The sequence below is a fragment of the Olsenella urininfantis genome (assembly GCF_900155635.1).
Classification (GTDB): Bacteria; Actinomycetota; Coriobacteriia; order Coriobacteriales; family Atopobiaceae; genus Olsenella_G; species Olsenella_G urininfantis.
The window spans coordinates 150,192-175,917 of sequence record NZ_LT732540.1; the positions used below are offsets into that span (position 1 = coordinate 150,192).

15 protein-coding genes are annotated in these 25,726 nt (G+C 63.5%); 14 read left to right on the forward strand and 1 reads right to left on the reverse strand.

What is annotated here, in order from left to right; translation table 11 throughout:
• The first annotated feature begins 2 nt into the window (after positions 1-2).
• The 5 genes from CZ375_RS00710 to CZ375_RS00730 all read left to right on the forward strand — a co-directional run bounded on the left by CZ375_RS00710 (position 3) and on the right by CZ375_RS00730 (position 8,241).
• The gene (locus CZ375_RS00710) at positions 3-803 is read left to right on the forward strand and encodes a helix-turn-helix transcriptional regulator (protein WP_234966776.1); all 801 of its coding nucleotides are present in this window, start codon (positions 3-5) and stop codon (positions 801-803) included.
• 26 nt (positions 804-829) lie between these two features.
• Positions 830-1,483: a protein adenylyltransferase Fic gene (gene fic / locus CZ375_RS00715; RefSeq protein WP_077597421.1), complete on the forward strand. Its 654-nt coding sequence runs from the start codon at positions 830-832 to the stop codon at positions 1,481-1,483.
• Positions 1,480-2,310 (forward strand): GIY-YIG nuclease family protein, encoded by an 831-nt coding sequence (locus CZ375_RS00720; RefSeq protein WP_077597422.1) that lies wholly within the window; start codon positions 1,480-1,482, stop codon positions 2,308-2,310. Before fic ends, CZ375_RS00720 begins: the two co-directional genes overlap by 4 nt.
• Positions 2,311-2,735: 425 nt before the next feature.
• On the forward strand, positions 2,736-3,017 hold the full coding sequence (locus tag CZ375_RS00725; protein WP_077597423.1) for a hypothetical protein: 282 nt from the start codon (positions 2,736-2,738) through the stop codon (positions 3,015-3,017).
• A 508-nt stretch (positions 3,018-3,525) separates the two neighbouring features.
• The gene (locus CZ375_RS00730; RefSeq protein WP_159438326.1) at positions 3,526-8,241 is read left to right on the forward strand and encodes a Cna B-type domain-containing protein; all 4,716 of its coding nucleotides are present in this window, start codon (positions 3,526-3,528) and stop codon (positions 8,239-8,241) included.
• Positions 8,242-8,432: 191 nt separating this feature from the next.
• Here CZ375_RS00730 and CZ375_RS00735 read toward each other — a convergent pair whose 3' ends face one another.
• On the reverse strand, positions 8,433-8,825 hold the full coding sequence (locus CZ375_RS00735; RefSeq protein WP_077597425.1) for an LCP family protein: 393 nt from the start codon (positions 8,823-8,825) through the stop codon (positions 8,433-8,435).
• 117 nt (positions 8,826-8,942) lie between these two features.
• On the opposite strand from CZ375_RS00735, the gene CZ375_RS00740 reads away from it, so the two are divergent.
• The 9 genes from CZ375_RS00740 (at position 8,943) to CZ375_RS00780 (ending at position 25,681) form a co-directional block, all read left to right on the forward strand.
• A complete protein-coding gene (locus tag CZ375_RS00740) occupies positions 8,943-9,434 on the forward strand; it encodes a methyltransferase family protein (RefSeq protein ID WP_077597426.1) in 492 nt (163 codons plus the stop codon).
• Between the two features lie 208 nt (positions 9,435-9,642).
• Positions 9,643-10,326: a Crp/Fnr family transcriptional regulator gene (locus CZ375_RS00745; RefSeq protein ID WP_077597427.1), complete on the forward strand. Its 684-nt coding sequence runs from the start codon at positions 9,643-9,645 to the stop codon at positions 10,324-10,326.
• Between the two features lie 222 nt (positions 10,327-10,548).
• Positions 10,549-14,922, forward strand: coding sequence for an MBG domain-containing protein (locus CZ375_RS00750; RefSeq protein ID WP_077597428.1), 4,374 nt, complete (start codon positions 10,549-10,551; stop codon positions 14,920-14,922).
• 2 nt (positions 14,923-14,924) lie between these two features.
• Entirely contained in the window at positions 14,925-16,076 is a 1,152-nt protein-coding gene (locus CZ375_RS00755; RefSeq protein ID WP_070638184.1) for an ABC transporter substrate-binding protein, read from the forward strand.
• A gap of 26 nt (positions 16,077-16,102) precedes the next feature.
• On the forward strand, positions 16,103-17,212 hold the full coding sequence (locus CZ375_RS00760; RefSeq protein WP_077597429.1) for an ABC transporter permease: 1,110 nt from the start codon (positions 16,103-16,105) through the stop codon (positions 17,210-17,212).
• Positions 17,212-17,814, forward strand: a complete 603-nt coding sequence (locus tag CZ375_RS00765; protein WP_070638187.1) for an ATP-binding cassette domain-containing protein — start codon at positions 17,212-17,214, stop codon at positions 17,812-17,814. The genes CZ375_RS00760 and CZ375_RS00765 overlap by 1 nt, the downstream gene beginning before the upstream one ends.
• 160 nt (positions 17,815-17,974) lie before the next feature.
• Positions 17,975-21,064 carry an MBG domain-containing protein gene (locus CZ375_RS00770; protein WP_077597430.1) on the forward strand — a complete coding sequence of 1,030 codons (3,090 nt, stop codon included), beginning with the start codon at positions 17,975-17,977 and terminating at the stop codon, positions 21,062-21,064.
• 250 nt (positions 21,065-21,314) lie between these two features.
• Positions 21,315-21,551, forward strand: coding sequence for a hypothetical protein (locus CZ375_RS00775; RefSeq protein ID WP_200799668.1), 237 nt, complete (start codon positions 21,315-21,317; stop codon positions 21,549-21,551).
• 35 nt (positions 21,552-21,586) lie between these two features.
• The gene (locus CZ375_RS00780; RefSeq protein WP_077597431.1) at positions 21,587-25,681 is read left to right on the forward strand and encodes an acyl-CoA dehydratase activase; all 4,095 of its coding nucleotides are present in this window, start codon (positions 21,587-21,589) and stop codon (positions 25,679-25,681) included.
• Positions 25,682-25,726 lie beyond the last annotated feature (45 nt).

Below are 25,726 nucleotides of genomic sequence, written 5' to 3' on the forward strand. Positions count from 1 at the left end.
TGATGCCTGCCTATGACGAGCGGTTTGCCTATCTCCGACCGACGAGCGACTTCATGAGTGAAGCCCTTCATAAGTGGGCCGTCCAATACCATTTGCTCAAAGAGGAAGATATTGACCTCAATTGGTATGAGGAGTGGAAAGACGAGTTCAACGCCGAGTATTCCGAAAGAGATTTTCCCTTGAGATACCGGGTTACCCCGGAAGAGGTTGAGCCGATAGAGCCGTGGATGAACATTCAATTTGCAGCCGCTCTTCAGCGTCTTCGCAAAAAGCATGACCTTACGCAGGATGACCTTGCTCTTGCCGCCAATACAACAAAATCGACCATTCGCAGCTACGAGCAGAAAAAGCGATTGCCGAAGGATTCACAGCTTGCGGATTTGGCGGATGCGCTCGGCGTTACTAAGGGCGCTTTGACGTTCTTTGATTTCGGAAGCCCAGTTCAGGCGGTTCATGTGCTCTTCCAAATTGCGAATACGTATGGAATGATACCCGACGAAATTGACGGGCAAGTGATGCTGCGAACTGCTTGTAGGGGTATGGAGCGCTATATCGACCAGTGGGAGCTTGCACAGAACGGGACTTTTGAAGGCGTTGCTTGGGATGTAGAAGTGACTGACTACCAAGATTGGAAAGATAAATACGATTTCAATTACTCGGGACAGAGCAGTCGTCAGAGTCGATATTCGATTCACTGGGACAAAAGGCCTAATGGCGACTTGATTGATTCGGGGGCGCTGGAAAGTAAATACGACCCATTCGATGAACACCATAGGGCGCAAGGCGGTTTCTTGAGGGCATAGTTTCTATTCATGCAAGAGGAGTATTCATGCTGGACAATAAATTGGGAATTGCGAGCGAGGTGGAGCTTTCTCGCGAGGAGGAACTGCTTACCAAGCAGCGCGCCCTTGAGCTGTTCGAGGGCAGGTTGCTCGAATCGTTCGAGGTGGGCACCTTCGCGGGTCTCGCCAAGATTCACGGCTACCTCTTCCAAGACGTGTACGACTTCGCGGGTAAGATGCGCACGGTCAACATCGCCAAGGGCAACTTCCGATTCGCCCCGCTCATGTACCTCGACGCGGCGCTCGCCGCTATCGACAAGATGCCGCAGACCACGTTCGACCAGATAGTCGAGAAGTACGTCGAGATGAACGTCGCCCACCTCTTCCGTGAGGGCAACGGGCGCAGTACGCGCATTTGGCTCGACTGCATCCTCAAGGCCGAGCTGGGGCAGGTGGTCGACTGGAGCCTCGTGGACAAGGAGGACTACCTCCTCGCCATGGAGCGCAGCCCCGTGCGCGACACGGAGATAAAGGCCCTGCTCAAGGCCGCGCTCACGAGCGACGTCAACGACCGGCAGGTCTACATGAAGGGCATCGACGCAAGCTACCGCTACGAGGGCTATGCCACCTACACGATGGACGAGGTCGCAGAGCGGGGCACGGCTGGCTCCCAGCCGGGCGGGGAGGGCGATGCCCAATGATCAGCCTCACCACCATGACCATGCAGCTCATCGACAACGAGCCGGACGGCATACGCATCTGCCGCGTGGAGGGTGAGTCGCTTGTCACTGTCGTCGTCCCACGCGAGAAGTTGGCCGAGGCCCGCCATCTTCCCGAGCTGCCCTTCCGTGGTGTCTACTACCTGCTTGACGAGGATCACGGCGTCCTCTCCCGTGTGTATGCCGGGCAGACCACCCAGGGCCTTGGGCGTCTTGAGGCCCACAAGGCCAAGAAGGAGTTCTGGAACAAGGCTGTCATGTTCCTCGATGACGACAACAACATCGACCGCGACGTGCTGGACTCGCTTGAGGCCAAGGCCATCGACTACGTGCGCAAGCATGGCTCCTATGAGACGGACAACTCGGCGACGCCGAGTCCGCGACTCTCGCCATACAAGGAGGAACGCGTCGAGGAGCTGCACGCCAGCATCCTCTTCCGCATGAGGGCGCTCGGCTATGACCTCGACCGTGTAGAGGCGATGCCGACGACGGGCTCCACGCTCTTTTACACCAAGAAGAACGGAGTCCGCGCGAGCGGGCGCTACGACAAGGACACGGGCCGCTTCACCGTACTCGCGGGCTCCATGGTCGAACTCTCCAGACCCGTCTTGAAGAACCAGGGTGCGATCGCCGTCCGCAGGCAGCTCTTCGGCGAGGCAAGCGACTGCATGGAGCTTGCCGATGACGTCGAGTTCGCGAGCCCAAGCGCTGCTGCCGTGTTCGTGCTCGGCGGTAGCCAGAACGGCTGGACGGAATGGGTCAACGATGCCGGGCAGACCCTCGACTACGTGTATAGGGGCGAGAACTAGGCGCTCGGCGACTGAGCGGGCGACGGCGCAAGGCTCACTGGGTACATTTTGGGTACCAACCGACATACATCCATGGGGTGGCAGCGGCAATGAATCGTCCTCAATTGCAACCAGCGGTCACCAATGACGTCGTTTGTGTCCTTGAGTGGGAATAACGGGAACTTGCTTCTGAACTCGTGTTTTGGTGCTGCTGAGTACCGCCTGATGCTGTTTCGGCATCGCCATAGAGCAAAGCCGCCAGCGAAATAACGGGAATCTAACAGTGATTCGGGACGCTCGGCGAGGCAGAGGCCCTGTATCGCCCGCATCCGCTGTGCCCCAGCTGCGGATTCCCGGATACGGGGAGGGCCGGGGCCGGCGCATCCGGGCTCCAGCGCCTCAAGGGCGGCGCATGCGGCCGCAGGTACAACTCCCTCACCGGAACCGTGCCCGGGTTCAGCAAGAAGGACCTGCCCACCTGGGTCGACTTCATCAACCTCATGAGGTTCGGCATGCCCTTGGAGGGCATAGCCGCGAACTGCGGCGTCTCGCACCCCACGGCGTTCGAACGGGGGCGTCGCGTGTTCGAGGCCGACGACGGCTACCAAGACCGCATCGTCCTGCGCGACCGCGTCCGGATCGACGGAGCTTGCATCAACGACACCACCTTCACCGTCAGCGATGGCGCTCACGACCGACCAGCCGAAAGCCGGCAAGAACTGAAATGAGATTCAGCGATTTACGGAGAAACGGAAATCTGGTATCCTATCTTCACCTTGCTCGCAGGCTAAATAAACAGTAGAAGAATCCAATAGGCACGTATCAGTCAGTGCAAGGCCGTGCGCTGATGCCACGTAAAATGTCTTTGAAAGGGTTTGGCGTGCGCTTGGGAATCTGCATCGATAAGCTCGAAGCGCGCTCAGCCCTCTTTTCAGACGATGCCGCGTTAGGCAGCGTCATAGTGGCCCGGTCACACAAGACCCCCCCCCGCTCGACACAGCGGGGGGGGGTCTTCATTCTTTGCATCCACGCGGCGTGTCGCTCGCGCGGGGAGAGGAGAGCGTCATGCCTGATACCAGGACCGACATGCCACAGGGAGGTCTGCGGTCTGTATTGTGCCGGCTCCGACGCAATGCAGGTCTGGTGCTTGCCGCCGTTCTCCTCGTTGCCGTAGGCGCGNGTCTTCATTCTTTGCATCCACGCGGCGTGTCGCTCGCGCGGGGAGAGGAGAGCGTCATGCCTGATACCAGGACCGACATGCCACAGGGAGGTCTGCGGTCTGTATTGTGCCGGCTCCGACGCAATGCAGGTCTGGTGCTTGCCGCCGTTCTCCTCGTTGCCGTAGGCGCGGCGCTTCCCGTCATGGCCACTCTCGCCGTCGCCGAGGCGAGTCCTGCGCCCGCTGAGGTATCCGCAGCTCCCGCTGAGGAGACCTCTGTGACAACGGCGGCCCCCTTCGACGCCGCTCTCGCCCCCACGGAGCCCTCCGCTCCTGCGAAGGCCCCCGCCTCCGCGGAGCCTGACTACAAGTTTGTGGCCAAATGGGGCAACCCCTTCAACTCGACCACCACGGGTTATGAATACGAGAACCCCACCACCCTGTCGTTTGGAACTGCCTCCCGCCCACTGTACAACAGGCCGTATGCCGCCTCCGTGGACATCTCCTTCAACCTCACGGACACGGGAAACGTCACGAGCCTGCCGGCGGGCTCGGTTACGGTGAGCGCCCCCTCCGCGTTGTTTTTCACCTGGGACGGTGACACGAACACTTACGTCGACGTCAGCAAGAACCCCCTCAGCCCCCTGAGCCAGTTCCAGACGCAGGTGCCCGCCGCTCCCGCCGTCGCCGACACGACCAGCTTCAACTATGTAACAAGCGACGATGGCTCAAGGGTCGTTGCCACGAACGCCAAAGCCATCTCGGGATCTAAGGCAGACAGCTTCCTGTTCAACTATCACTTCATCCCCACCGTCCTGGGTGTGGATGCGCAGGGAAACTACGAGAAGACCTTTGACGTCACCCTGAGCGTGGATAAGGACCTGGACGGCAACGTCGACTTCACGCAGACCGTCACGCTCACGGTCAAGGTCCACACCGAGGCAAAGCCTCCTGAGCTCACCATCAAGCGCTTGAGTCAGGCCGCTCCCAGCCCCACCGAGGACACCTATCTGACCTGGCAGCCAAGCTGGGGTCCCAAGCCGGCCGACGCAGACGATTACTTCTACGTTGCCTATGCCGCCCAGATCAGACGCTTTGGAACGACGACCGAGTCCAGCAGCCAGCCCTTCACCTACACCTTCGAGAACGTGGGGTCTGCCGCTGGTGAAGGTGGGCAGCTGGTCGGCGCCTGGACGGACAACTCGAAGGTCGCGTTCAGCGATTTTGCCCACATGTATCGGGGACTCAACCTGACCACGCTCAGCGACCTGGCCAAGGACTGGGAGGGGCGCCTGTGGTCTGACGGGGCTGCGAAGACGAGTCCCATCGTATACGAGGGCATCCAATCCTCCCTTGTCAACTCCCGGTGGAACAGCCAAGCGTATCTCGATCTTGGCGGTACGTACGAAAACGCAATCTCCAGCGGCAACGCCGGCGGATGGAAGGCCTTCGTCCTCCTGATGCGCTATCCCAACACGCTCATTACGGATGCTAAGGTCCGTGGCGTGGACATGGAAAAGCAGGGCATCGACGTGCACAACACGGTCAAGGTCGCCCAGAGCTCCAAGGACGACCCTAACAACCCGGCAGAACCGCACCGCTTTGAGGTCAGCGCAACGACTGCGGCCAACATCCTGGTCCTTGATAAGGGCAACTACGGATACAGGAAGTATACCCACCTGAGGTCTGGCGGCAAAAACCTGAACGATACGGATGCGCGAGTCAACTATGGTGGCCAAAGCGCTCTTGACGCCGGTAAGAAGGCCGAAGTGCAAGGGGGCTTCTGGGGCACCGACTCCTTCACTCACGTTGCCGACAGCGGCCCTGTGAGGCCCACCTGGGACAAGGACGCCCATACGTACTCCTGTGAGCCAAGGACTATGGTCATCTCGGAGCGGGGAAAGATTCTCTCTACCGGTGACGGCAATGGCCGCATACCCGGAACCGCAGACAAGCTGATTGACCCCATCAACCTTTCTGATGATGACTACCGCTACACCAAGGCAACGATAGGCTTGCAGGAATATGATGCGGTGTATTCCCAGGCGGGCGTGTGGGAGCGCATGTCGTCTCCCTCCAAGGACTATGCCAAGCAGAAGCCCGTGAGCCTCTATATCAGGCATGCAGGGCAAAATAACTTTGAGTTTTACCAGGACGTCAACGTCAAGGGCACTGCGCAGGTCACGCTGCCGGATGACGTCGTGGACGTGCGCGTCAGCCATGAGAGCTCCTACTACGAAAGCAGTCTGTCCCTGGTGACCACGGAGGTCCTGCTTCCCTCGCAGAGGGTCAGGGACTATGTGCACCAAAACATCAAGGATGGTAAGGAGACCTACTATACGGCCCCAGCTGACTACAACCTTATGGAGGGAAAGACCGCCGAGCAGGCTGGTGACCTGACTGCGCGGAGGCTTGCCGGGGTGACGGCCAGCACAGATGACGAGCACAATGTGTATACGACCTATCGCCTCAATCAGATTTCCAGGAACAGCGGCATCCTCAAGAGCGCGAGCACCGTCACGGACATCCCTGACAAGGCGGAGCAGCGCGTCACCTACACCGTCATGTCCTTCAACAACATGGGTACCTTGGGCGACGGCATGAACCTCAGGTCCTGCTATAGCGAGGACGATGATCTGATGGGCAGGTACGCGATTTCATCCGGGGTCTTTTGGGATCTTTTGCCCGCAGGCACCACACTGGACAAGTCGAGCATCGAGGTTGGGCGCTGGCATTATCCCAACGCACAGCATCTGTACGTTCCCTTTGACGCCTCGTACTACGATGTCGAGACGATTCCCAACTACCAGGGCAGCGGCCTCACCATGCTCAAGGTGACGCTCAAGGGCCTTCCACCCGAGGAGAGCGCCTATAGCGTGCGCAACGACGACGGCAAGATGAAGTACACCGGCTACGACTCACCGACGTTTAGGCTCTACCTCAGGTTTGACCTAGTCAACTCCTATGCGAACATCCGTGACAGGGGCGCCGACGTCTTGAATACGGTCGCCTTCGTGAACACCTCGAAGGGCGAGTGGGATCCCGCGCAGATTGACTTCTCCAAGACGGACAATCCCGAGACGTACCACTACTTTGCCTCGCTGGCAGACGGGGTTCGCGATGCGGAGACAGGCAATACCGTCGGCTTTGGCCTGACGCACAGGCCCGTGAGCTTCAAGCCGGTCAACGTGACCGAGGCGGGTACCGAACAGCAGGTTCGCAACGTCGAGCTAGGTCAGACCTTCGAGGATGCCCAGGGGGGCACGAGCGACGTCTACACGGACTCCAGCTATCAGTATCGCCTGGCCTACTACCAGGAGAAGGCCAGCAAGGGCACGCAGATCGTCTTTTATGACAGCCTCGAGAACGGTGCGGACGCACACGGCGGCTCGCCGGCGCAGAGCTCTGCGTGGCAGGGCCACTTTAGGGGCGTTGATCTCTCGGCTATCGCTGGACGCACCTCTTTTGGGAAGACCGGGGCAAACGACCATGCCCGGCCCGTGCTCTACTACGCTACCACTGTCCCCAGCGAGGCAGACACAGACCTCTCCAACACGCAGGTGTGGACAAAATACGAGGGGACAGACGACCTTACGCAGATGGGAGCCTCGCTGCCCGAGGCGACCAAGAGTGCCATACGTGCGATAGCGATTGACGTCTCCAAAACCAAGGGCGGGGATGACTTTGTCCTGGCTCCCGGGTCGGCGCTCGTGGCCTATATCAATATGGAGTCTCCTACAAAGGATGAAGCTGCAAACGACAAGCTGGACGGCAAGCTTTCTGTCAACCAGCACCGGGTGAGATGCGTCAACGTGTTGGGTGGGGACGACCCCCTGACAAACGACCTCTATGCGGCAAGCTCCGTCAAGCTCCATACGGTGAACCTTGGGCTTACCAAGTCATCGGACCCCGCCTCGGGCACTCAAGATGCACCCGCAAAAATTAAGAACGAACAAGGCGAGCCCATCACGTACACCATTACGGTGACCAACAAGGATGAGGTGCTTCCTCTTGCCAACGTGAAGGTCAGCGACCCCGTACCTGAGGGACTGAACATTGATGAGGGCAACATTGCGGTAAGCAGCACCGATAAAGATGGCAACGCACTCACTCAGGGAATGGACGAGGTTGCGGCAAGCCGCACGCGTGACGGTCGCACCCTTGCATGGACCATCCCGTCGCTGGAGCCAGGTCAGTCAGTCAGCTTCACGGTGCCCACAAGCCTCTCCCAAAAGGCTGACAAACCCCAGCGCTTTGACAACACGGCGCAGGTGACCTCCGTGAGAGGGCAGGACGTCAAGCTTGTCTCCGAGACCACCCATCACATGACCGAACCTCTGGTTGACGTGCATGCGACAAAGACCTGGGCGGGCGGCGTCGAGGCCGACCACGGCGAGGTGACGCTCCAGCTCCTGCGCTCTGTTGACGGCGGCGAGCCCGAGCCTGTGGGCGAGCCCATTACAACGAGCGGCCTTTCTGCGACGTGGGAGGGCGTATCCACGTACGATGCCCAAGGTCGCGAGTACGCCTACTCCGTGGCGGAGCTCTCCGCCACGGGCGAGAGGCTCGTGGAGGGCGACTTGCGCGGCAACTACCGCGTGAGCTACGGCACGAACACGGAAGACGGCACGCTCACGGTCACGAACAGCTACGTCGAGCCGCCCGCTAACCCTTCCAAGCCGACTCTACCGCGGATGGGTGACGTTTCCCTTGCTGCCCCGTACGTTCTGGGAGCCTTTGGCCTTGCGCTTGCCCTTGCGGGCGCCCTGCGGAAAAAAGGCAGGAAGGCATAGGCTGTACCTCGTCCTGAATTGCGTTCGGCCCCGTCACATAGCGTGGCGGGGCCGTTTTTTCAGGAGGTCGCGCGTCGCCCTTCGAGGACGAGCTGTCCTTTTGATTCTGCGCGAGAGTCAGCCCGCTCAGGTGGCCTTGCGAGAGAATCGCGCCCACGCCACCTAGTATGAGTCGCCACCCAGAATAACGATCACCGGCACGTCCGTCCTGTAGTTGCCGTCATTCGCCTGGGGCATGACGCCGCCACCCAACGTCTGGGCAACGCCCAACGCCGACGACCGGGCCCCGTCGCTGCGGCACCTGAGTCCTGGGCGGACACGCCCCTCGCAGGGTCGTCCGCGTCGCTCTCATATGGCGAAAGACCCTGATCCACGCGAGACATCATCTTTCTCCATGCGCTCGTCTGGCAGATTTCGTACCAGGTGTCGTTCTTGTACTGCGAAGTGGTGGGCTCCATGCCTGCCATGACGTCCGTGTCCACGTTCATGCCTCTGAACTGCGTCGCAAGCGAGGCTATGGTGCTGACGTCCATATCGGTCTTGATCATGCTGGCCATCGTGTTGACCATGGTGACTTTGGTCATAGCTGCCTCAGTCACCTTCGGTGCTTCCTTCCTGGGCTCGCCAGCCCCAACGAGGGCATGAGAGCAAGTCGGTATACTGAAAAAAGTTAGATTATGATTACTGTTAGGAGCGTCAGCATGCCGAAGGAGAACGGCCATCTGCCTCTGTTCGGTCCAGGCCCCCTGTACGTCGGGGTCATTGTCGCTTTCACCGTTTCGGCCCCCGCGCTATCCCGTCTTGGCGCCATTCCCAGAATCACAGCCGAGGCTGCTGCCCTCCCTCTGAGGATTGTCGGTATGGCGCTCGTCGCCCTTGGCGTCGCGCTGTGGGTCTCCGCAGTCTTCCTCGCGAGGATTGACGACGGCATCAAGGTCAACCGGCTCGTCACGGACGGCGTCTACTCGGTTGTGCGCAACCCCATCTACTCGGCGTTCGCACTCGTCTGCACGGGTGCGGTCCTTGTTCATGGGAACCTGTGGCTGCTGGTGCCGCCGCCGCTCTTCTGGGCATTTCTCACGGTGCTCATGAGAGCCACTGAGGAGAGATGGCTGCTCGAGCTCCATGGGCCCGAGTACGAAGAGTATTGTCGCCGCGTCAACCGGTGCATCCCCTGGTTCCCAAGGCGCTAGGAGCCCAGGCATTCCTCCCTAGCCCCGGAGGCCCGCACGTGCCGTGCGGGTCCGAGGCCATTTGCGAAGTTGAGAGACCGCGCTGCGTTGGCATTGCCATGGCAACGCGTCCATGTTACCCATAGAGTTATTATGGTCTAACTTTTAATGAGACGAGCGCAGGCCGCTAGGCGTGCGTCACGTGTTGGGCTGTGCAGGGTGATGGCTGATGGACGACGTCATTATGAGGGCGCTCAGGCGCAGCTCCCTGTTTGACGGGATCGACAGCGGTGCCTTCGGGGAGACCCTTGAGGGGCTGGGCGCGACCGTACGCACGTACTCTGCGGGCGAGCTTCTGATATGCATTGGGGAGCAGGTGCGCAGGGCGGGCATCGTGCTCGAGGGCCGCATCCGCATAGACTTCTACGACGAGGCGGGCAATGCCTCGACCGTCGCCAACATGGGCATGGGCGGCACCTTCGGCGAGGCGATAGCCTGCGCGGAGGATCCAAGCATCGTGCAGGTCGAGGCGGTGGGGGACTGTCGGGTGCTCTGGCTGGACATGGGGCGGCTGACGTCTCAGCGCACCTTGGCGAAGAGCCCCTGCGCGGGCGTGGTCATGATGAACACGCTGCGCATGCTCGCCCGCAAGAACATGATGCTCAACCGGAAGATGCAGATGCTGGCGCAGAAGCGCATGCGCGATCGCATCAAGCTGTATCTTCTGGTGCGCGATGCCGGCAACGCAACGGATAACGCAGACAAGGACATGAACCGCAGCGACCTCGCACGCTACCTGAGCGTGGATCGCAGCGCGCTCTCGCGCGAGCTGAGCCGCATGCGCGACGAGGGACTTGTCATGCTCGATGGCACTCAGATAAAGGTGCTCGACCGCCGCTTCCTGGAGGCGTGACCGGCACCTCCAGGCCTGCACGAGGCATCGGCCTGCGTGCGGCAATGTTATCGTTCGCCATGTGAGGAGCTATACGCCGTTGCCATGGTCACATAAAGTTACCTATATATAACTTTTGTGTGACCATGGCAACGGCGTACCGGCCATTTCTCAGCTTAGAGTTTGTGAAAACCGACTTTTTGTCTGTTCGATTCGCCTTGGGTTGAGAATGAAGGAGCTCAGATGGGTAAGAGGCGTCACTTCCTGAGGGTCATGTCGCACAAGGGCGCGCGGAGGCTGATGAGCATGGCGCTCGCGGCGGCACTGGTCCTCTCCTCGGTTCCCACCGCCGCATTGGCGGAGGTGATGGATGCCACCGTTCCTCAGGAGCAGGTCGTTCCCATCGAGAAGTCGGCGCCTACCGAGGATGACGGCACCACCGCAGCGGAAGCTTCCGCCGCGTCCGAGGAAGAGCCTCCTACTGCCGCACCGACTGAGGTGGCTTCCCCTCAGGATGGCTCCCAGCAGGCAACTCCCGAGGAGCGAGGGGCCTGGGACAGGACCCTTGCCACCACCATCACCAACGCGGACGGCACAAACTCCGACGAGGGCGCGCAGGTGAGGATCGGCACGGCCAACGAGGCACTTGGCAATGCGCTCGGCACCGCCCAGCTCAAGGCGCGGCGCCTGGCCGGCGCCGACCTCTCTTCCGTCGTTGACGCCCTGGGGCGTGACGCGGAGGGCATGCAGGTGGACGCCTACGACGTGCAGCTGCTGAGTGGTGGGCAGAGGCTTGAACTCCAGAAGACCGACGAGGTCACGGCATGGTTTCCCAAGCGCGACGGTGCGACCATGTACCACGTCAAGGATGGCGTGGCCACCAAGTTGGATGCGTCCGTGGATGGCGGCAACGACCTGCTCAGGGCGGATGTGGACGACCTTGGCACGCTTGCCGTTGCCTATCCGTCTGACAAGGAGGCCGCACCCGCGGCCCCGGCTGCGTCCGAGGGTCAGGCAGCGAGTGAGTCCGCCCCTTCGGCAGGCCCCGCGCAGAGCGGCCCTGCTGGCGAGATGGCATTGACTGGCGTGGACAGGGCCCCTGCGGCAAGTCTGGCCGGCGGTCCCTCCGTACTGGACGGTCTTCCGGCCAGCAGTGCTGAACTTGCACCGGGAAAATATATCGTGTCCGCCAACGTCTCCATGCTGACCCCGCTCGGCTTCCCGGGGTATACGACCAATCCGTACAACCCCGAGAGAATTGGAGGCATGGCTGGAATCCCCATGACGCCTGCCACCGACAACGCGACGCTCGTCGTGGGTAAGGACGGAACGCGAACCCTCACAGTCAATCTGGTCAACCCGGTCTTCACTGTCCAGAACGCGGAGGATGGCGAGGGTGTGACCGTCCTGAGTGCGGTACGAAAAGACATCGAGAAGAAGACGGCGGAGGAGGGCAGCGACTACGAGGAGTACAACAAGACGGTAGCCGATGCAGGTGTCACCTCGCGCATCTGCCAGCTAACCGTCAACCTGAAGAGCTGGAGTGGGAGCTACAGGTTTGGTAATTGGAAGACCTACGCGACCACACTCAATGCGTTCTTCCCGAACTCCGATCCGAAGTTCTCTGATATCAAGTCACTTGACCTGAGCGTTGACCTCGCACATGCGACGAAGGTTGTGGAGGGAGACTTCTCTCGCACGCTCAAGGACGAGAAGACAGGCGTTGAGGTCGAAGTCTATGCCGACGAGGGGTCATCCGTCATCCCAAAGCTGCAGGACGCGGAGCTGAGGGTCGATACGGTCGAGAGTGGAAGTGCGCACGAGGCCGCCTCCAGCATGCTTGCGCAGCTGTATTCGGACTCAACTACTTTTAATATGTACGATGTGCAGCTGATCTCTGGCGGGAAGCCCATCGACCTCGACTCCAAGGTGAGATTCAAGGCAAGCATGCCTGTGGGATCAGACGATGTGTCGGTCTATGCCTTTGCCGCAGGGCGACTGATGGACACGTCCGCCTCTGTAGAAGCGGGTAAGGCTTCCTTCGAAACTAAGTCGCTTGGGCGCTTCGTGAAAGTCGAGGACCAGTCTGTAAAGAAGCGTTGGTCTCATACTATCCTGGACGCCTCAACGGACGTGTCCATGACCTACTCAACGGATGGCTCTTCCGACCATGCTTTCTTCGGGGGCAGTAATGCCCAGGAGGGACGCCTGCTGATTGATTCATTCAAAGAATTCTTCGTCATCTCATCCACGTCAAACTTTGAGGAATCCTACGCGAACAAGGCTGTTAGCACTGCGAAGGCCGAGGGCTTGCAGGTTGAGCCGAAGGGATCGAGCACATACGCTGCCATCTGGGCGATGAAGCCTTTCGAGGAAGGTCAGCCCTTCCTAAACCCGCTGGTGATTGGTGCCGGGGTACTCGAGTTCCATTCCCAGACGAACCCCTTGTCCGCGACGGTCCCCGTAAAGAGTCCCGGGGCATCCGTCTACCTGGTGACGGGAACCGTGGGAGGCGGGCCCGACGGCGCGAGGAAACTCAACGCCACCATAGTTGACGGTCACGCCGTGGTCCCGCTCAACAATGAGGATACTGGCATTGCTGATCTTGCTCCGCGCATGTTCAACGCTGCCTACAAGACGTCGGGTGGGGCGATGTCTGGCCAGCCCCAGGACGCCACAACCCCTGTCGCCTATCTGGTGGTAGTCGAGCCTGAGGCCAAGCCGGTGGACAAGCCTGTCGCGGCCTCCGGCCTCGTGTACAACGGCACGGAGCAGGTGGGAGTCCCCGAGGGCGTGGGATACGACCTCGCATCCGGCAAGGCCACCTCGGCCGGCGCCCACAAGAGCGTGGCCACGCTGCGAGAGGGCTACGCATGGTCCGATGGCAGCACGGCCCCAGTGGTCCTCGACTGGACCATCGACAAGGCGCCCCTGACGGCAACCTACAGGGGCGAGACCATTGCCACGGGGGAGAAGCCCTCCCTTCTGGTTGACGTCACCGGCTTCGTCAACGGCGAGACGCCGGAGACGGCTGCCGGCTACGTTGCGCCCAAGGTCCTGGCCCAGTCCCTGGAGGAGGGCACGCACGACCTGAAGCCCAGCGGCGGAGCTGCCGACAACTACACCTTCGCGTATGAGGGTGGGACCCTGACCGTCAGGAAGGCGGCAGGGGAGCATGACCTTGCGCCCGGAACCTACACGGTCACCGCGAACCTCTCCATGCCGGGCAAGTTCAACCCGCTCATCCCGGGGCTCACCGTCTACGCCAACAGCCCGAACAATCCCTTCGGTCCCACCATCGACGAGAACAAGGACGTTGACGTGCAGGCCGAGATCCCCAGGGCCCCCCTCTCGATGAACGCGAAGATCGTCGTCTCGAAGGACGGTACCAGGACGCTCGTGCTGCCCATCAGGAACCCCATCTTCACCACCCAGGAGATCGGTGCCTGCGACCGTCTTTCCGACGTGCGCACAGAGCGTGTGAGGCCCACCGCCGGCGGCGGTGACTGGAGCGGCAGCTACAACAAACGCACGGACCGCATTCACATGATGTCGGCGGTTCTTCCCGCCGGCCAGGCGAAGGGGACGGCGACGTTCGACTTCAAGGGCAGCGTGCTCTACGCCGTGCCCCTTGACACTGAGCTGAGGCCCGAGGGGGATGTGTCCCTCCGCCTAACCGTGGACTACGACAGCATGGCTAAGGCCTCGGACAGCACCGAGCTCCCCGGCTTCGCCAAGGTCGAGAACGGCGGCAGCACGGTCGATCCCCGGCCAAACGACAACCCCCATGGCGAGAACAGCGGTTCCGGCGGCACCAACGCAGGTGGCACGGATGCGGGGGACCCGATATCCTCCGAGGACGGCCACCTGGCGGCTGGCAGCTACACGGTCTCCGCCAACATCTGGGTGAACCGCGAGGAGGCGGGCCTGCCCCTCTCGCCGCACTTCACCAACTCATCCTTCCCGCCCAGCTCGTCCGTCTCGAAGAACGCCACGCTGACTGTGGGGCCTGACGGGCATGCCTACGTCACCATCCCCATCATCATCCAGTCTCGCATCATGCACGTGCTCTCCATCTCTGGCCTCGACATCGTGTCCTCGACGTACGACGGGGAGGGTGGGCTCACCAGCATTACGGTTGACCTGGGCATCCTGAGGGACGCAAGCACCATCACCAAGACCGCCACCGCCAGCATCCGCCTGGGGTCGCTGGCCAACAGCATCATCGGCGGCCCTGCAGACCGCACCTGGTCGGTGACCTTCGAGGTGGTGTTCAACGGAGCCCCCACCCAGACGGGCGGCACGCTGCCCAAGGCGGCCCTGGACATCATCAACGCCCAGGGCGCCGACGGGAAGGCCGCCGACGGCAAGGCACGGGCGGACGCCGCCGCGGCAGACGCCCTGGCAGCGCTTGACGCCCAGAAGGGGTTGTCTGCGGGAGGTTCGTCCAGGCCCACAAAGGGCGAGGGAGTCCTCGGGGGCTGTCAGGAGGCCATCCGGAACAACCCGGCCCTGAAGATGGGCCTCGGCCTGCTTGCCCTCGCGGCCGCCGCGGGGATCGCCTTCGCGGCGCGCAGGCGCCGCGACGCCAGCCCAGACGCACCCAAGGAGGATTAGGCATGAAGTCCCTCTTCGATGGCTCCAACCTCACCCGCCGGGCGTTCGTCGCCCTGGCCGGCGCGGGGGCGGCGTCGCTTGCGGGGCTCGGCCTCGCAGGCTGCTCCACCTCCAATGCACCCTCCGGAAGCTCTCGGACCGTGCTCACCGCCCAACCCGAGCAGCGCGAGCTCATGGGCAGCGCGGACCCCTGCGACGTGCGGGTGGGGCTCATCATAGGCCCTCCCTCCATGGGGCTCTCGCAGTTCATGCTCGCCGCGCAGAACGGCCGCACCACCAACAGGTTCGAGTTCACCCCCAACGGGGTTGACTACATAGGCCTCTCGGCGGCGCTCAACCAGGGCGACTACGACATAGCCACCCTGCCGAGCAACATAGGGCCCATCCTGTACAACAACCATGAGCTGCAGAACGAATACCAGGTGATCAGCATCAACAACCTGGGTGTGCTCTACGTCATGACCACCGATGCCTCCATCTCGTCGCTGGAGGACCTCGCCGGTCGCACCGTCTACAGCTACGGGGAGGGCGGGACGCCCGAGTACACCATCGAGGCCCTGCTGCGAAAGAACGGCATGGCCGACAGCTTCACCCTGGAGTTCAAGTCCACGCCCTTCGAGGTTCTCAACCTCATGCAGCAGGAGAGGGACTGCGTGGCCATCTTGCCCCAGCCGTTCGTCTCGCTGTCCAGGCTCATGGTGGACCCGCTCTACGTGCCCGTGAGCATCACCAGCGAGTGGGACAAGGCCTTCTCCGACACGGGCAGCCAGGCCGTTACCACCATCACGGTCGCAAACAAGGCCTTCCTGGAGGAGCACGAGCAGGCCGTCATAGAGTACCTGAGGATGCAGGGGAGCTCGGTGCGCTGGACCCTCTCGCACACGGACGAGGCCGCTGCCCTGCAGGAGCAGCTGGGGACCTTCCTCAACAACAGCGTGGCGGCCGACGCCATGCCTCAGATCGCCATGACCTGCCTCACCGGCCTGGCCATGCGCACCGCGCTTTCGGGCTTCATCCAGGAGCTCTACGACGCCAACCCCGACTCGGTGGGTGGCGCCGTGCCCGACGACGGCTTCTACTACCTTCCTCCCGTGGGCTTCATCGACGATGACGCCATCGGCGAGGAGGAGGCCAAGGCGGCGGTGCGGTCGTGAGTGCCGCCCAGGCGCCAGGGAGGCCGATGGCGCGCGTGCCCCTGTCTGAGGTGTCGGCCGCTACGGGCATCCCCGAGGAGCGCCTGGCCATGATGGCCCAGCGCATACGCGAGGACGGCCTGGATGACGCCCAGATGGGTCCCATGATGCGCATAGCCGCAGACGGCGGCGTCCCGACGGGGCGCATCATGGACATGCTCTGCTCCCTGGGCGTCTCGCGCGAGCAGGTGGTGCGCGTGGCCTGCGGCCAGGGCCTCCTGACGGATGACGAGGCCGAGCGCGCCCTCTGCGAGGCGGCGGGGGCCAGCCCTGACGCGGGCCCCACGTCGGACGCCCTTGCCGTGAAGCGCCGCGAGAGGATGCTCTTCTGGCGCAAGGGCGCCATCATCGCGTTCTGGGTCGTCGTGTGGCAGCTTCTCGACACCGCGATGAACAACCGTCTGGTGCTCGCCGGGCCCGTCCGCGTGCTCCAGGCCCTGGCGACCCAGGTGGTCAAGCCCGACTTCTGGCTGGTGTGCGGGGCGTCCCTCCTGCGCATCGTCGCGGGCTTCCTCCTCTCGTTTTCCGTGGGGACGCTGCTGGCGCTGGCGTCGCATCGCTTCCGGCTGGTGCACGACTTCGTGGAGCCCCTCATGTCCCTCCTGCGCACCATACCCGTGGTGAGCATCATCATCATGCTGCTCATATGGGTTGGTGGCCAGCTGCTCACCGTGTACCTCTCGTTCGTGATCGTTCTGCCCCTCATCTACACCAACATGCTCGCGGGCCTGGGCAACGTCGATGGCCAGATGCTCGAGATGGCACACGTGTACGGGCTCTCGCGCTGGCGTCGCTTCCTGTATGTGTACAGGCCGGCGTTCATGCCGTTCCTCTCCAGCGCCTGCAGGCTGGCGCTGGGCATGAGCTGGAAGAGCGGCATCATGGCGGAGGTCCTTGCCACGCCCAAGCCCTCCGTGGGCAAGGAGATGTCGCTTGCCCGCACGTACCTCAACACGCCCGACCTCTTTGCCTGGACCGTGGTCGTCATGCTGATGAGCTGGGCGTTCGAGAGGCTCTTCATGTGGCTGCTGCGCCGTGCGGGCAGGCCGCTGGGAGAGTGCCTGGGGATGCGCGACGACGAGGGAGGCGACCAGTGATGGGCTCATGCGACGTGAGGCTTTCCCACGTCGAGAAGAGCTATGGCTCCCTGCATGTGCTGCGCGACGTGAGCCTCACCCTGCCCGCCGGCTCCTCCTGGTGCCTGATGGGGCCCTCAGGAGCGGGCAAGACAACGCTGCTGCGGGTGATCCTCGGGCTCGAGCGGGCCGACTCCGGGCGCCTCGAGGGCATCTCCTGCGGCGACGCCTCGGTGATGTTCCAGGAGGACCGCCTCTGCGCGCCGCTCTCGCCGGTGGAGAACGTGGCCCTCGTCATGCCGGGCCGCTCCAGCCGTCGGGCCATCAGGTCCCTTCTTGCCGAGGTGCTGCCCGAGGACAGCCTGGGCAAGCCTGCCTCGCAGCTTTCCGGCGGTCAGCGCCGACGCGTCTCGTTGGTGCGCGCGATGGCGTACCCCAGCAAGGCCATCGTGATGGACGAGCCGTTTACCGGCCTGGACGAGCGCACGCGCCGCTCGGTCATAGACTTCGTGCTGCGCCATAGGGAAGGACGGACGCTTCTGGTCTCGACCCATGGGGAGCAGGACGCGCGCCTGCTGGGAGCCCGCTGCGTCCAGCTGTCCGACATCTCCCGCCCCATGTGAGGCGCACAAAAATAAGCCAAAACTAACTTTTCTGTTGCCACTGCAACGCCACGAGGGTTACGGCTGGTTAAAAGTAAGTTGAATCAAACTATCGGAAGTCACCCTGACGGCATGTCGTGCTTGTCGCGCGGGGTGAGACACACGAAAGAAAGGAGTTGAGGTGAGGGAAAAGACACAGCACGCGCTTGTGGGAAGGATTCTCTCCCTGTTCCTCTTCGCGGTCATGATGGTCTCGCTGGCACCGGCATCGGCCTTTGCCGCGCCGGAGGACAGGGACGCCCTCGCGCCGGGCACCTATTCCATCTCTGCCAACGTCAGCATGCCAGGGCAGTACAACCCGCTCATCCCGGGGCTCACCGTATACCCGACCACACCGAACAACCCCTTCGGTCCAACCATTGACGAAAACGTAGGGCTATCTGTTGAGAACGGGATTCCGAGCTCGCCTGTGACGTCCAACGCCACGCTTCACGTTGCGGAGGACGGCACGAAGACCCTCCTCGTCCCGTTCCCGAACCCCATCTTCACGCTGCAGGCGCTCGGCACGAGTGCGGAGATCTCTGACTCCTCCGTCGAGCGGGTGGCTCCCACCAACTGGGGTGGCGGTGGCATGTGGGAAGGCAATTACAACAAGAGGACAAGCCGCGTCCACAAGGCCAGGCTCGTTCTCACCGACACGCAGACGAGCGGCACCAAGAGCTACACCTTCAAGGGAAGCGAGCTCTATGCCGTCCCCCTTGACAGGACCCTTACCCCCTCCGGTGACGTCTCGTTGCAGCTCGACGTGGATTACGACAGCGCCACCAGGACGGGAGATGGCACTGATGCCCCCGTGCTCGAGACCTCTCGCGTCGTAGTGAACGTGCCGAAGGCCGTGAAGGGTCTCGCGCACACCGGCGAGGAGCTCAAGGGCGTGTTCGTCGGTGACAATGGTCCCCAGGGCTTCACCCTTGAGAACGGCAGGGCATCCTCTGAGGGGCTCCACCATGCCGTCGCCACCCTCAAGGAGGGTCACGTGTGGGCAGATGGCACGACCGATCCCAAGACCATCGACTACACGATTGGCGACGAGGTGGACCTGAGCGGCCTTGAAGCCTCGATCAAGGCCGCCAAGGCAGAGTCGGACGGTGCCACCGTCTCGACGGACGGCAAGGACGTATCGTCCGACGGGCAGTGGGTCACCCAGGGTGACAAGGACACCCTCGACGGCGCCATTGCCAAGGCACGTGAGGCGCGCGATGCCAATGGCGCGACCAACGCGTCCGTGACCGCCGCCAAGGAGGAGCTTGACAAGGCGGTCTCCACCTTCAAGGCATCCAAGCGCGCCGGCACCAAGCCGGCGCTCGTCGCAACCGTTCCCACGGCCGTCACGGGGCTCGTCTACAACGGTCAGGAGCAGACGGGCGTCTCTGTCGCCGGAGAGGGATATCGTCTCTACAACAACTCGGGAAAGGATGCGGGCAATTACAGCGCCATGGCAATCCTTGACAGCGACCACGTCTGGCCGGATGGTACGACCGACATCAAGCTCATAAGTTGGAGCATTGCCCGGGCCACCGTCGAGGTGCCCTCCCAGGGGGAGGTGCCCACCTTTACGGGCGGCCTCGTCTATTCCCCCTATGACAATGGGGATGGTTATGTCCGGGTAAGCGGCCTCAGTGGCGCGACCCTGGCGGGCACGTACACGAACGAGGTCAAGCCGGACAAGAACCACCAGTGGCCCGATGGCGGCATTGGCACCAAGACGGTCACCTGGAAGATCGACCCCGTCAAGGTCGATCCGCCGGAGGTGCGCACGGGGCTGACCTACAACGGTTACCAGCAGTATGGAATCGACCTGAAGAAGTACGGCATCAAGATCGACAGGAACGACTACTACAAGATCGATGGGACGTATGGGACCTTCGTGCCCGGCACCTATCGAATCACCGTGAGGCTGCTCGACAAGTACCGCAATCCCGACGGATCCGTCGCGCGCTGCTTCGTCTGGTCTGATGGCACGTACGGAGCCAAGGAGCTTACGTGGACGATTGCCAAGGCGCCGCTTGTCGCGACGGCCGAGAGCGAGAGCGTCTCCTTCGGGACCATGCCCAAGCTCTCGGCAAAGGTCACCGGGTGGCCGAATCCCGTGGATCTTGGCGCGCTGGCCTCAGGGGGCTACGTTGCCCCAGGCGTGCAGGTCGTCGACGCGGACGGCAGCGTCATTGGCGCATCCGAGCTGTCTGCGCTTGCCCCCGGAACCTACACCATCAGGCCCTTCGGCGGAGAGCTGGGAGACGCCTCGATATACTACGAGTTCAGCAAGTATGTTGACGCCACGCTCACGGTGACGCCGCGTGGTCAGCTGGCCGTGCCGGATGCCGTCGATGGCCTGGTCTACGACGGGACTGAGCAGACGGGCGTGCCGCAGGGCGAGCACTACACGCTCTCCGGAGACACCAAGGCGACCGACGCGGGCAGCTACACCGCCACCGCTGTTCCCGAGGCGGGGTATACCTGGAGCGATGGCACCACCGAGGCAAAGTCCATCTACTGGTCCATTGCCAGGAAGCAGCTGCCGAGGCCCGAGGCCAAGGTTGGCCTGGTCTACGACGGGACGGAGCAGACGGGCGTGCCGCAGGGAGAGGGCTACACGCTCTCCGGCGACGTCAAGGCGACCGACGCGGGCAGCTACACCGCAACGGCCACGCTGACGTCCGACAACTACGAGTGGGCCCCCGCCGCCACGCGTGGCACCCTGCGTGCCTCCGTCGCCACCTCAGACTCGGTGAGCGTCACCTGGTCCATCGCAAAGGCCAAGCTCACGGCAACCTACCAGGGAGACACCATCAGGGTGGGGGAGACCCCGGCCCTCAAGGTGGACGTGACGGGCTTCGTGGGCGGCGAGACGGCAGAGTCCGTCGCGGGTTACGTGGCCCCAACCGTTCCGGTCACGGAAGCCCAGCTTGCCGCTCCGGGATCCTATGAGCTTCCTCCCCAGGGCGGCAACGCCGGCGGGAACTACGAGTTCGACTACCAGCCCGGCACGCTGGTGGTCCAGGAGGCCGCGAAGCCGGACGTCCCCGGAGGCGGCGGCAACGCCAACAACGACGGAGCCGGTGACGGCTCGACGAGCCGTCCCACCAAGCCGAAGGCCCTGCCACGGACCGGCGACGAGAACGGCTCGCTTCCGGGCATGGCCCTTGTCCTTCTGGGCATGACGGCCCTCGTTGGCAGCGGAGCAGCCAAGCTTCGTTCCCGCCAGCGCTAGCCACGAATCCTCGCGGACCCTCCCTTTGGGGGCCCAAGGGGTGACGCAGGCCCTCTCGTTCCCAGGACGGAGGGCCTGCGTTCCGTTGGAGGAAGGCTTGGCCTTTGTGCCTGCGTGTGACCGATGCAACGGCTCGAAGCGCGCCGGCGGGGCATAATGCCCCATAGAATTAGAAAAGACTAACTTATGGCATATGACGGCAGTCAGGACGTGGCGAGCCCGTCGTCCGACAACAGCGAGGGGAGCGCCCGTGGCCACGATCGACATGACCAAGTGCATGAGGGACGTCGTCCTGGAAGACCCCATGTTCGGTGAGTTCCTGGTGGACAAGGGGTTTCCGTTCTCCGTGGAGAACCCCATCACTGAGCTGGTGACCTTCGAGGACGTGGTGCAGATGCGGCGTCTAGACAAGGACGCGTTCCTGGCCGAATACGACGCCTACCGCTCCAATGGCGGCAGGCTTGCCGAGGGCGCAGGTAGTCGCTAGGCCTGCGGCTGGTCTGGGGGAGAGGGGCCTTTCGCATGTATGCGCTGGGCATTGACATAGGTGCGTCATCGGTCAAGCTTGTGGCTGTTGACCTGGGGATTGCTGGGAGAGGGCCGGCGGATGGCGCGCGTGGCGTGGAAGGTTGCCCGCATGCCGCCGCGGGGGAGCCGCTGCGGCATGCCGCCATGCGGGCCCACAGGGGCGACCCCTCGTCATGTTTGTCCGAGCTCCTGGACGAGGCCGCCGCGGCCCTGCCGCCGGAGGAGTGCGCCGCCTGGGCCTTGACCGGCTCCGGCCAGGTCATCCTGGGCGACGCCCTGCCTGGCGCCATCGTGCTCGAGGACGTCCCGGCCATCACCCTGGGTGCCTCCCTCCTCGCCCCGGCCGCTCGCTCCATCATGGAGGTCGGTGGCCAGCAGGGGCTCTTCGTCACCTCCATCGGGCCCGGCCAGGCACCCCGCTTCTCCATGAACGAGGGCTGCGCCTCGGGAACCGGCTCGTTCTTCGAGGACCAGATGCAGCGCCTGGGGCTTCGCATGGAGGACTTCTCCTCAGTGGTGGACGGTGCCGTCAGCGTGCCGCGCCTCTCGGGGCGCTGCGCCGTCTTCGCGAAGACGGACATCATCCATCGCCAGCAGGAGGGAGTTCCCGTAGAGGACATCCTCATGGGACTCTGCCATGCCATGGTCAAGAGCTTCAAGGCGCTCGTCGTCCGTGGGCTTCCCGTTGAGCGTCCCATGGCCCTCTCGGGTGGGGTGTTGCTCAACTCGGGCGTGGTGCGCTCCGTGCGCGACGTCTTCCGCCTGGGGGAGGGCGAGCTCCTCTGCGAGGAGGGGAACCTCTACTTCCAGGCAGCCGGCGCCGCGCTCCACGCGGCCAGGCTGCGCCTGGGGGCAGGGGATGCTGACGTTTCGGACGGACCTGCCTCCGCCCGCGAGGGCATCGCGCGTGCCGGCGGCACCCCGGCCCCTCTTGCCACGCCCACGCTTTCCGACCTGCGCCGCGCGCTGTCTGCCAGTACCAGGGCGTCAGCGTCCCTTCCCGGCCGCGACCCCCTGCCGCGCATCCGCTATGAGGCAGGTCCCGGCTACTCCCTCAGGCCCCGTCCGTGGGCCAGGGACGCGGGCGGGCGCACGCCGTGCGCCCTGGGCATCGACGTGGGCTCCACCAGCACGAACCTGGTTCTGGTGGATGAGGAGGGCACGCTTCTCGATGCGCAGTATCTGCGCACGCGTGGCAACCCGAAGGCGGCCGTGGCCGAGGGGCTCGCGTCTCTCGGGCGGCGCCTGGGCGGCTCCGTTCGCGTGGTCGCCGTGGCCACCACGGGCTCCGGACGCGAGATGATCGGCAGGCATGTGGGCGCCGACGTGGTCCGCGACGAGATAACGGCCCAGGCGCGGGCTGCCGCAGCGGCGGACCCCCAGGTTGATACCGTGTTCGAGATAGGTGGCCAGGACTCGAAGTACATAAGCCTGCGGTCCGGCAACGTGGTCGACTTCCAGATGAACAAGGTGTGCGCGGCGGGGACGGGGTCGTTCGTCGAGGAGCAGGCCGCACGCATGGGCATCGCTCTGGGTGACTTCGGCGCCCTTGCCCTCTCGGCCGAGAGCCCCGTGGACCTGGGCGAGCGCTGCACGGTCTTCGTGGAGACGGCCATCAACGTCGCCCTTGCCAGGGGTGCCCGCAAGGCCGACGTGGCCGCCGGCCTCTGCCAGTCGATCATTCGCAACTACCTGAACCGGGTGGTGGGCAACAAGGCAGTGGGCGGGCGCATCGTGCTTCAGGGCGGGGTCTGCTACAACTCTGGCATCGTGGCCGCCTTCGCCCAGAGCTTTGGTGACCGCATGACGGTCTCCCCGTGGTTTGCGGTCTCGGGCGCGGTCGGCGCGGCCCTCCTCGCCTGGGAGGCCGAGGTCTCGCACACGAGCTTTCGTGGCTGGGACCTCTCTGGCGCTGCCGCAGCCGAGTGCCGGGGGGCCGCGGAGGAGGTCGAGCGCAACCGGGCGTTCTTCCACGAGGGGGAGAGCCTCCTGCTGGAGGGCTACACCGGTGAGATAGACCCATCCAAGGAGACGGTGGGTGTCCCTCGCAGCCTCATGATGTACAAGCTCTTCCCCATGGCAAACGCCTTCTTCACTCAGCTGGGCTTCAACGTGGTTGTCTCGGACGTGTCGGACGAGGAGACCGTGCGCCTCTCCCAGCAGACCGCGCAGGGCGAGACCTGCTTTCCCGTGAAGCTCATGCATGGGCACGTGATGCAGCTGGTGGAGCGCGGCGTGGACTACATCTTCATGCCGCGCGTGCACACCATCCGTCACAAGCACTCCAAGATAGCCCACAATTACGGCTGCTCCTACATGCAGTGCGCCTCGCATCTGGTTGCCGAGGAGCTTGGCCTCGCGAAGAGAGGCATAGGGCTTATCTCGCCGGAGCTCGACCTTGACTTTGGCCAGCGGGCCATGGCGGGCGCCATGCTGGAGGTGGGGGCGCAGCTGGGTCGCGACCCCCACGACACCGCCCGTGCGCTCCTGGCGGGCAGCTATGCCGTGAGCGAGTTCACCCGCAAGACGGAGGAGGCCGGGCAGAGGCTGCTCGACTCCCTTGGCCCCGACGAGCGCGTGCTGGTCATGGTGACGAGAAACTACGGCATATCCGATGCGGTTCTCAACGCGGGGATCCCAGACGCGCTCATAGACCGGGGGCAGAGGGTCATCACCATCTCCCACCTGCACGCCCACTCCTTTGGCCTGGAGGAGGACTACCCCAACGTCTACTGGCCCTTCGGCCAGCACATCCTGGCGGCGGCCAAGCTCATTCGCCGCGACCCAAGGCTGTTCGCCGTCTACCTCACCAACCACGGCTGCGGGCCAGACACCATGCTCTCTCACCTCTTTGCCGAGGAGATGGGACAAAAGCCCTACCTTCAGATCGAGGTGGACGAGCACTTCTCCAAGGTGGGGGTCGTGACGCGGATCGAGGCGTTTCTCAACAGCCTCGACCATCACGAGGTGGTGGACGAGAGTGGCCTTCCCATGGTGGTGGGTGCCGTCAGCCAGAACGAGAGCCGCCTCGACGGCAGCCTGCCCGTGGCGATGCCGGACCTCGGCCTGCCGGCACGTGCGGTGGCGGCCCTCCTGCGGCGCAGGGGCATGAGGGTGCAGGCCGTTCCCGTCACGGACCACGCCATAGCCCGCGGCAAGGCGCTCTCCACGACCAAGGAGTACCTGTCCTTCTCGGCGGAGCTTGGCGTCGCCCTCGAGGCGGCGGACATGGCCGTAGCGGGACGTGGGGCGAACAAAGGGGGCGGCAGGGACATCCAGCTGCTCCTTCCATCGGGAGAGGGGGCCGATGCGGACGGACAGTACGATCGCGTGATCCTCTCTGAGCTCAGGACGCGTGGCCTGGATGCCATCGAGGTGGTCTCTCCGCGGCTCGACCGCCTGCCCGAGTGGTCCGAGGACCTGGATGCCCTGTTCGACGCGCTCCTGGCGGCGGACGTGGCGCAGGCGGCCGACCCTATGCGTCGCGCGGTCGTTCTGGAGGAGCTGTCTGCCGCGGGCTTCTCCCATGACGCGACGCTGGCCGCCGCGCGAGACATTGCCGCAGGCCTGCCCGCCGACGGTGGCCGCAGCGTGCTTGCCCTGGGGGAGTGGCCCGTGGTGTGGGAGGACGCCCTCAATGCGGGAACGCTCGGGCGTCTGGAGGGGAGGGGCTGGCGCGTGAAGCGCATGCCGGCATCCGAGTACCTTTGGTTCCTGTGGCGTGACGCCTACGAGGGCGAGGAGGACTTCCGCCACCTCGCCGAGCGGATGTCGCACGTGCACGAGGCTTTGGCGGGGGCGTCCCCGTTCCAGCCCGACGCGTCCGTGCTCCTGGCGAAGGCCGACTCCTTGGTGGGCAGGCTTCGCTCGGCCAACGCGCGCTACCGCATTGCCAAGGCTAGTCTCTCCGCGGGCGTTGCGCGCGGCGTCATAGCCATGTCATCGATGTACGAGAACACCGATATTATCCTGCAGCTCGCAGAGGCGTCGGCGGACGTTTCCGTGCCGGTGACGCACGTGGGCTTTGACGGCACGCCTGATTCTGGCATAGACGAGAGGATCAGCTCGTTCGTCTACTACCTTCGCTGAGACGGGCGCCCTCCCCGCTGCCTCGTCTGGCAGAGAGACGAAGAA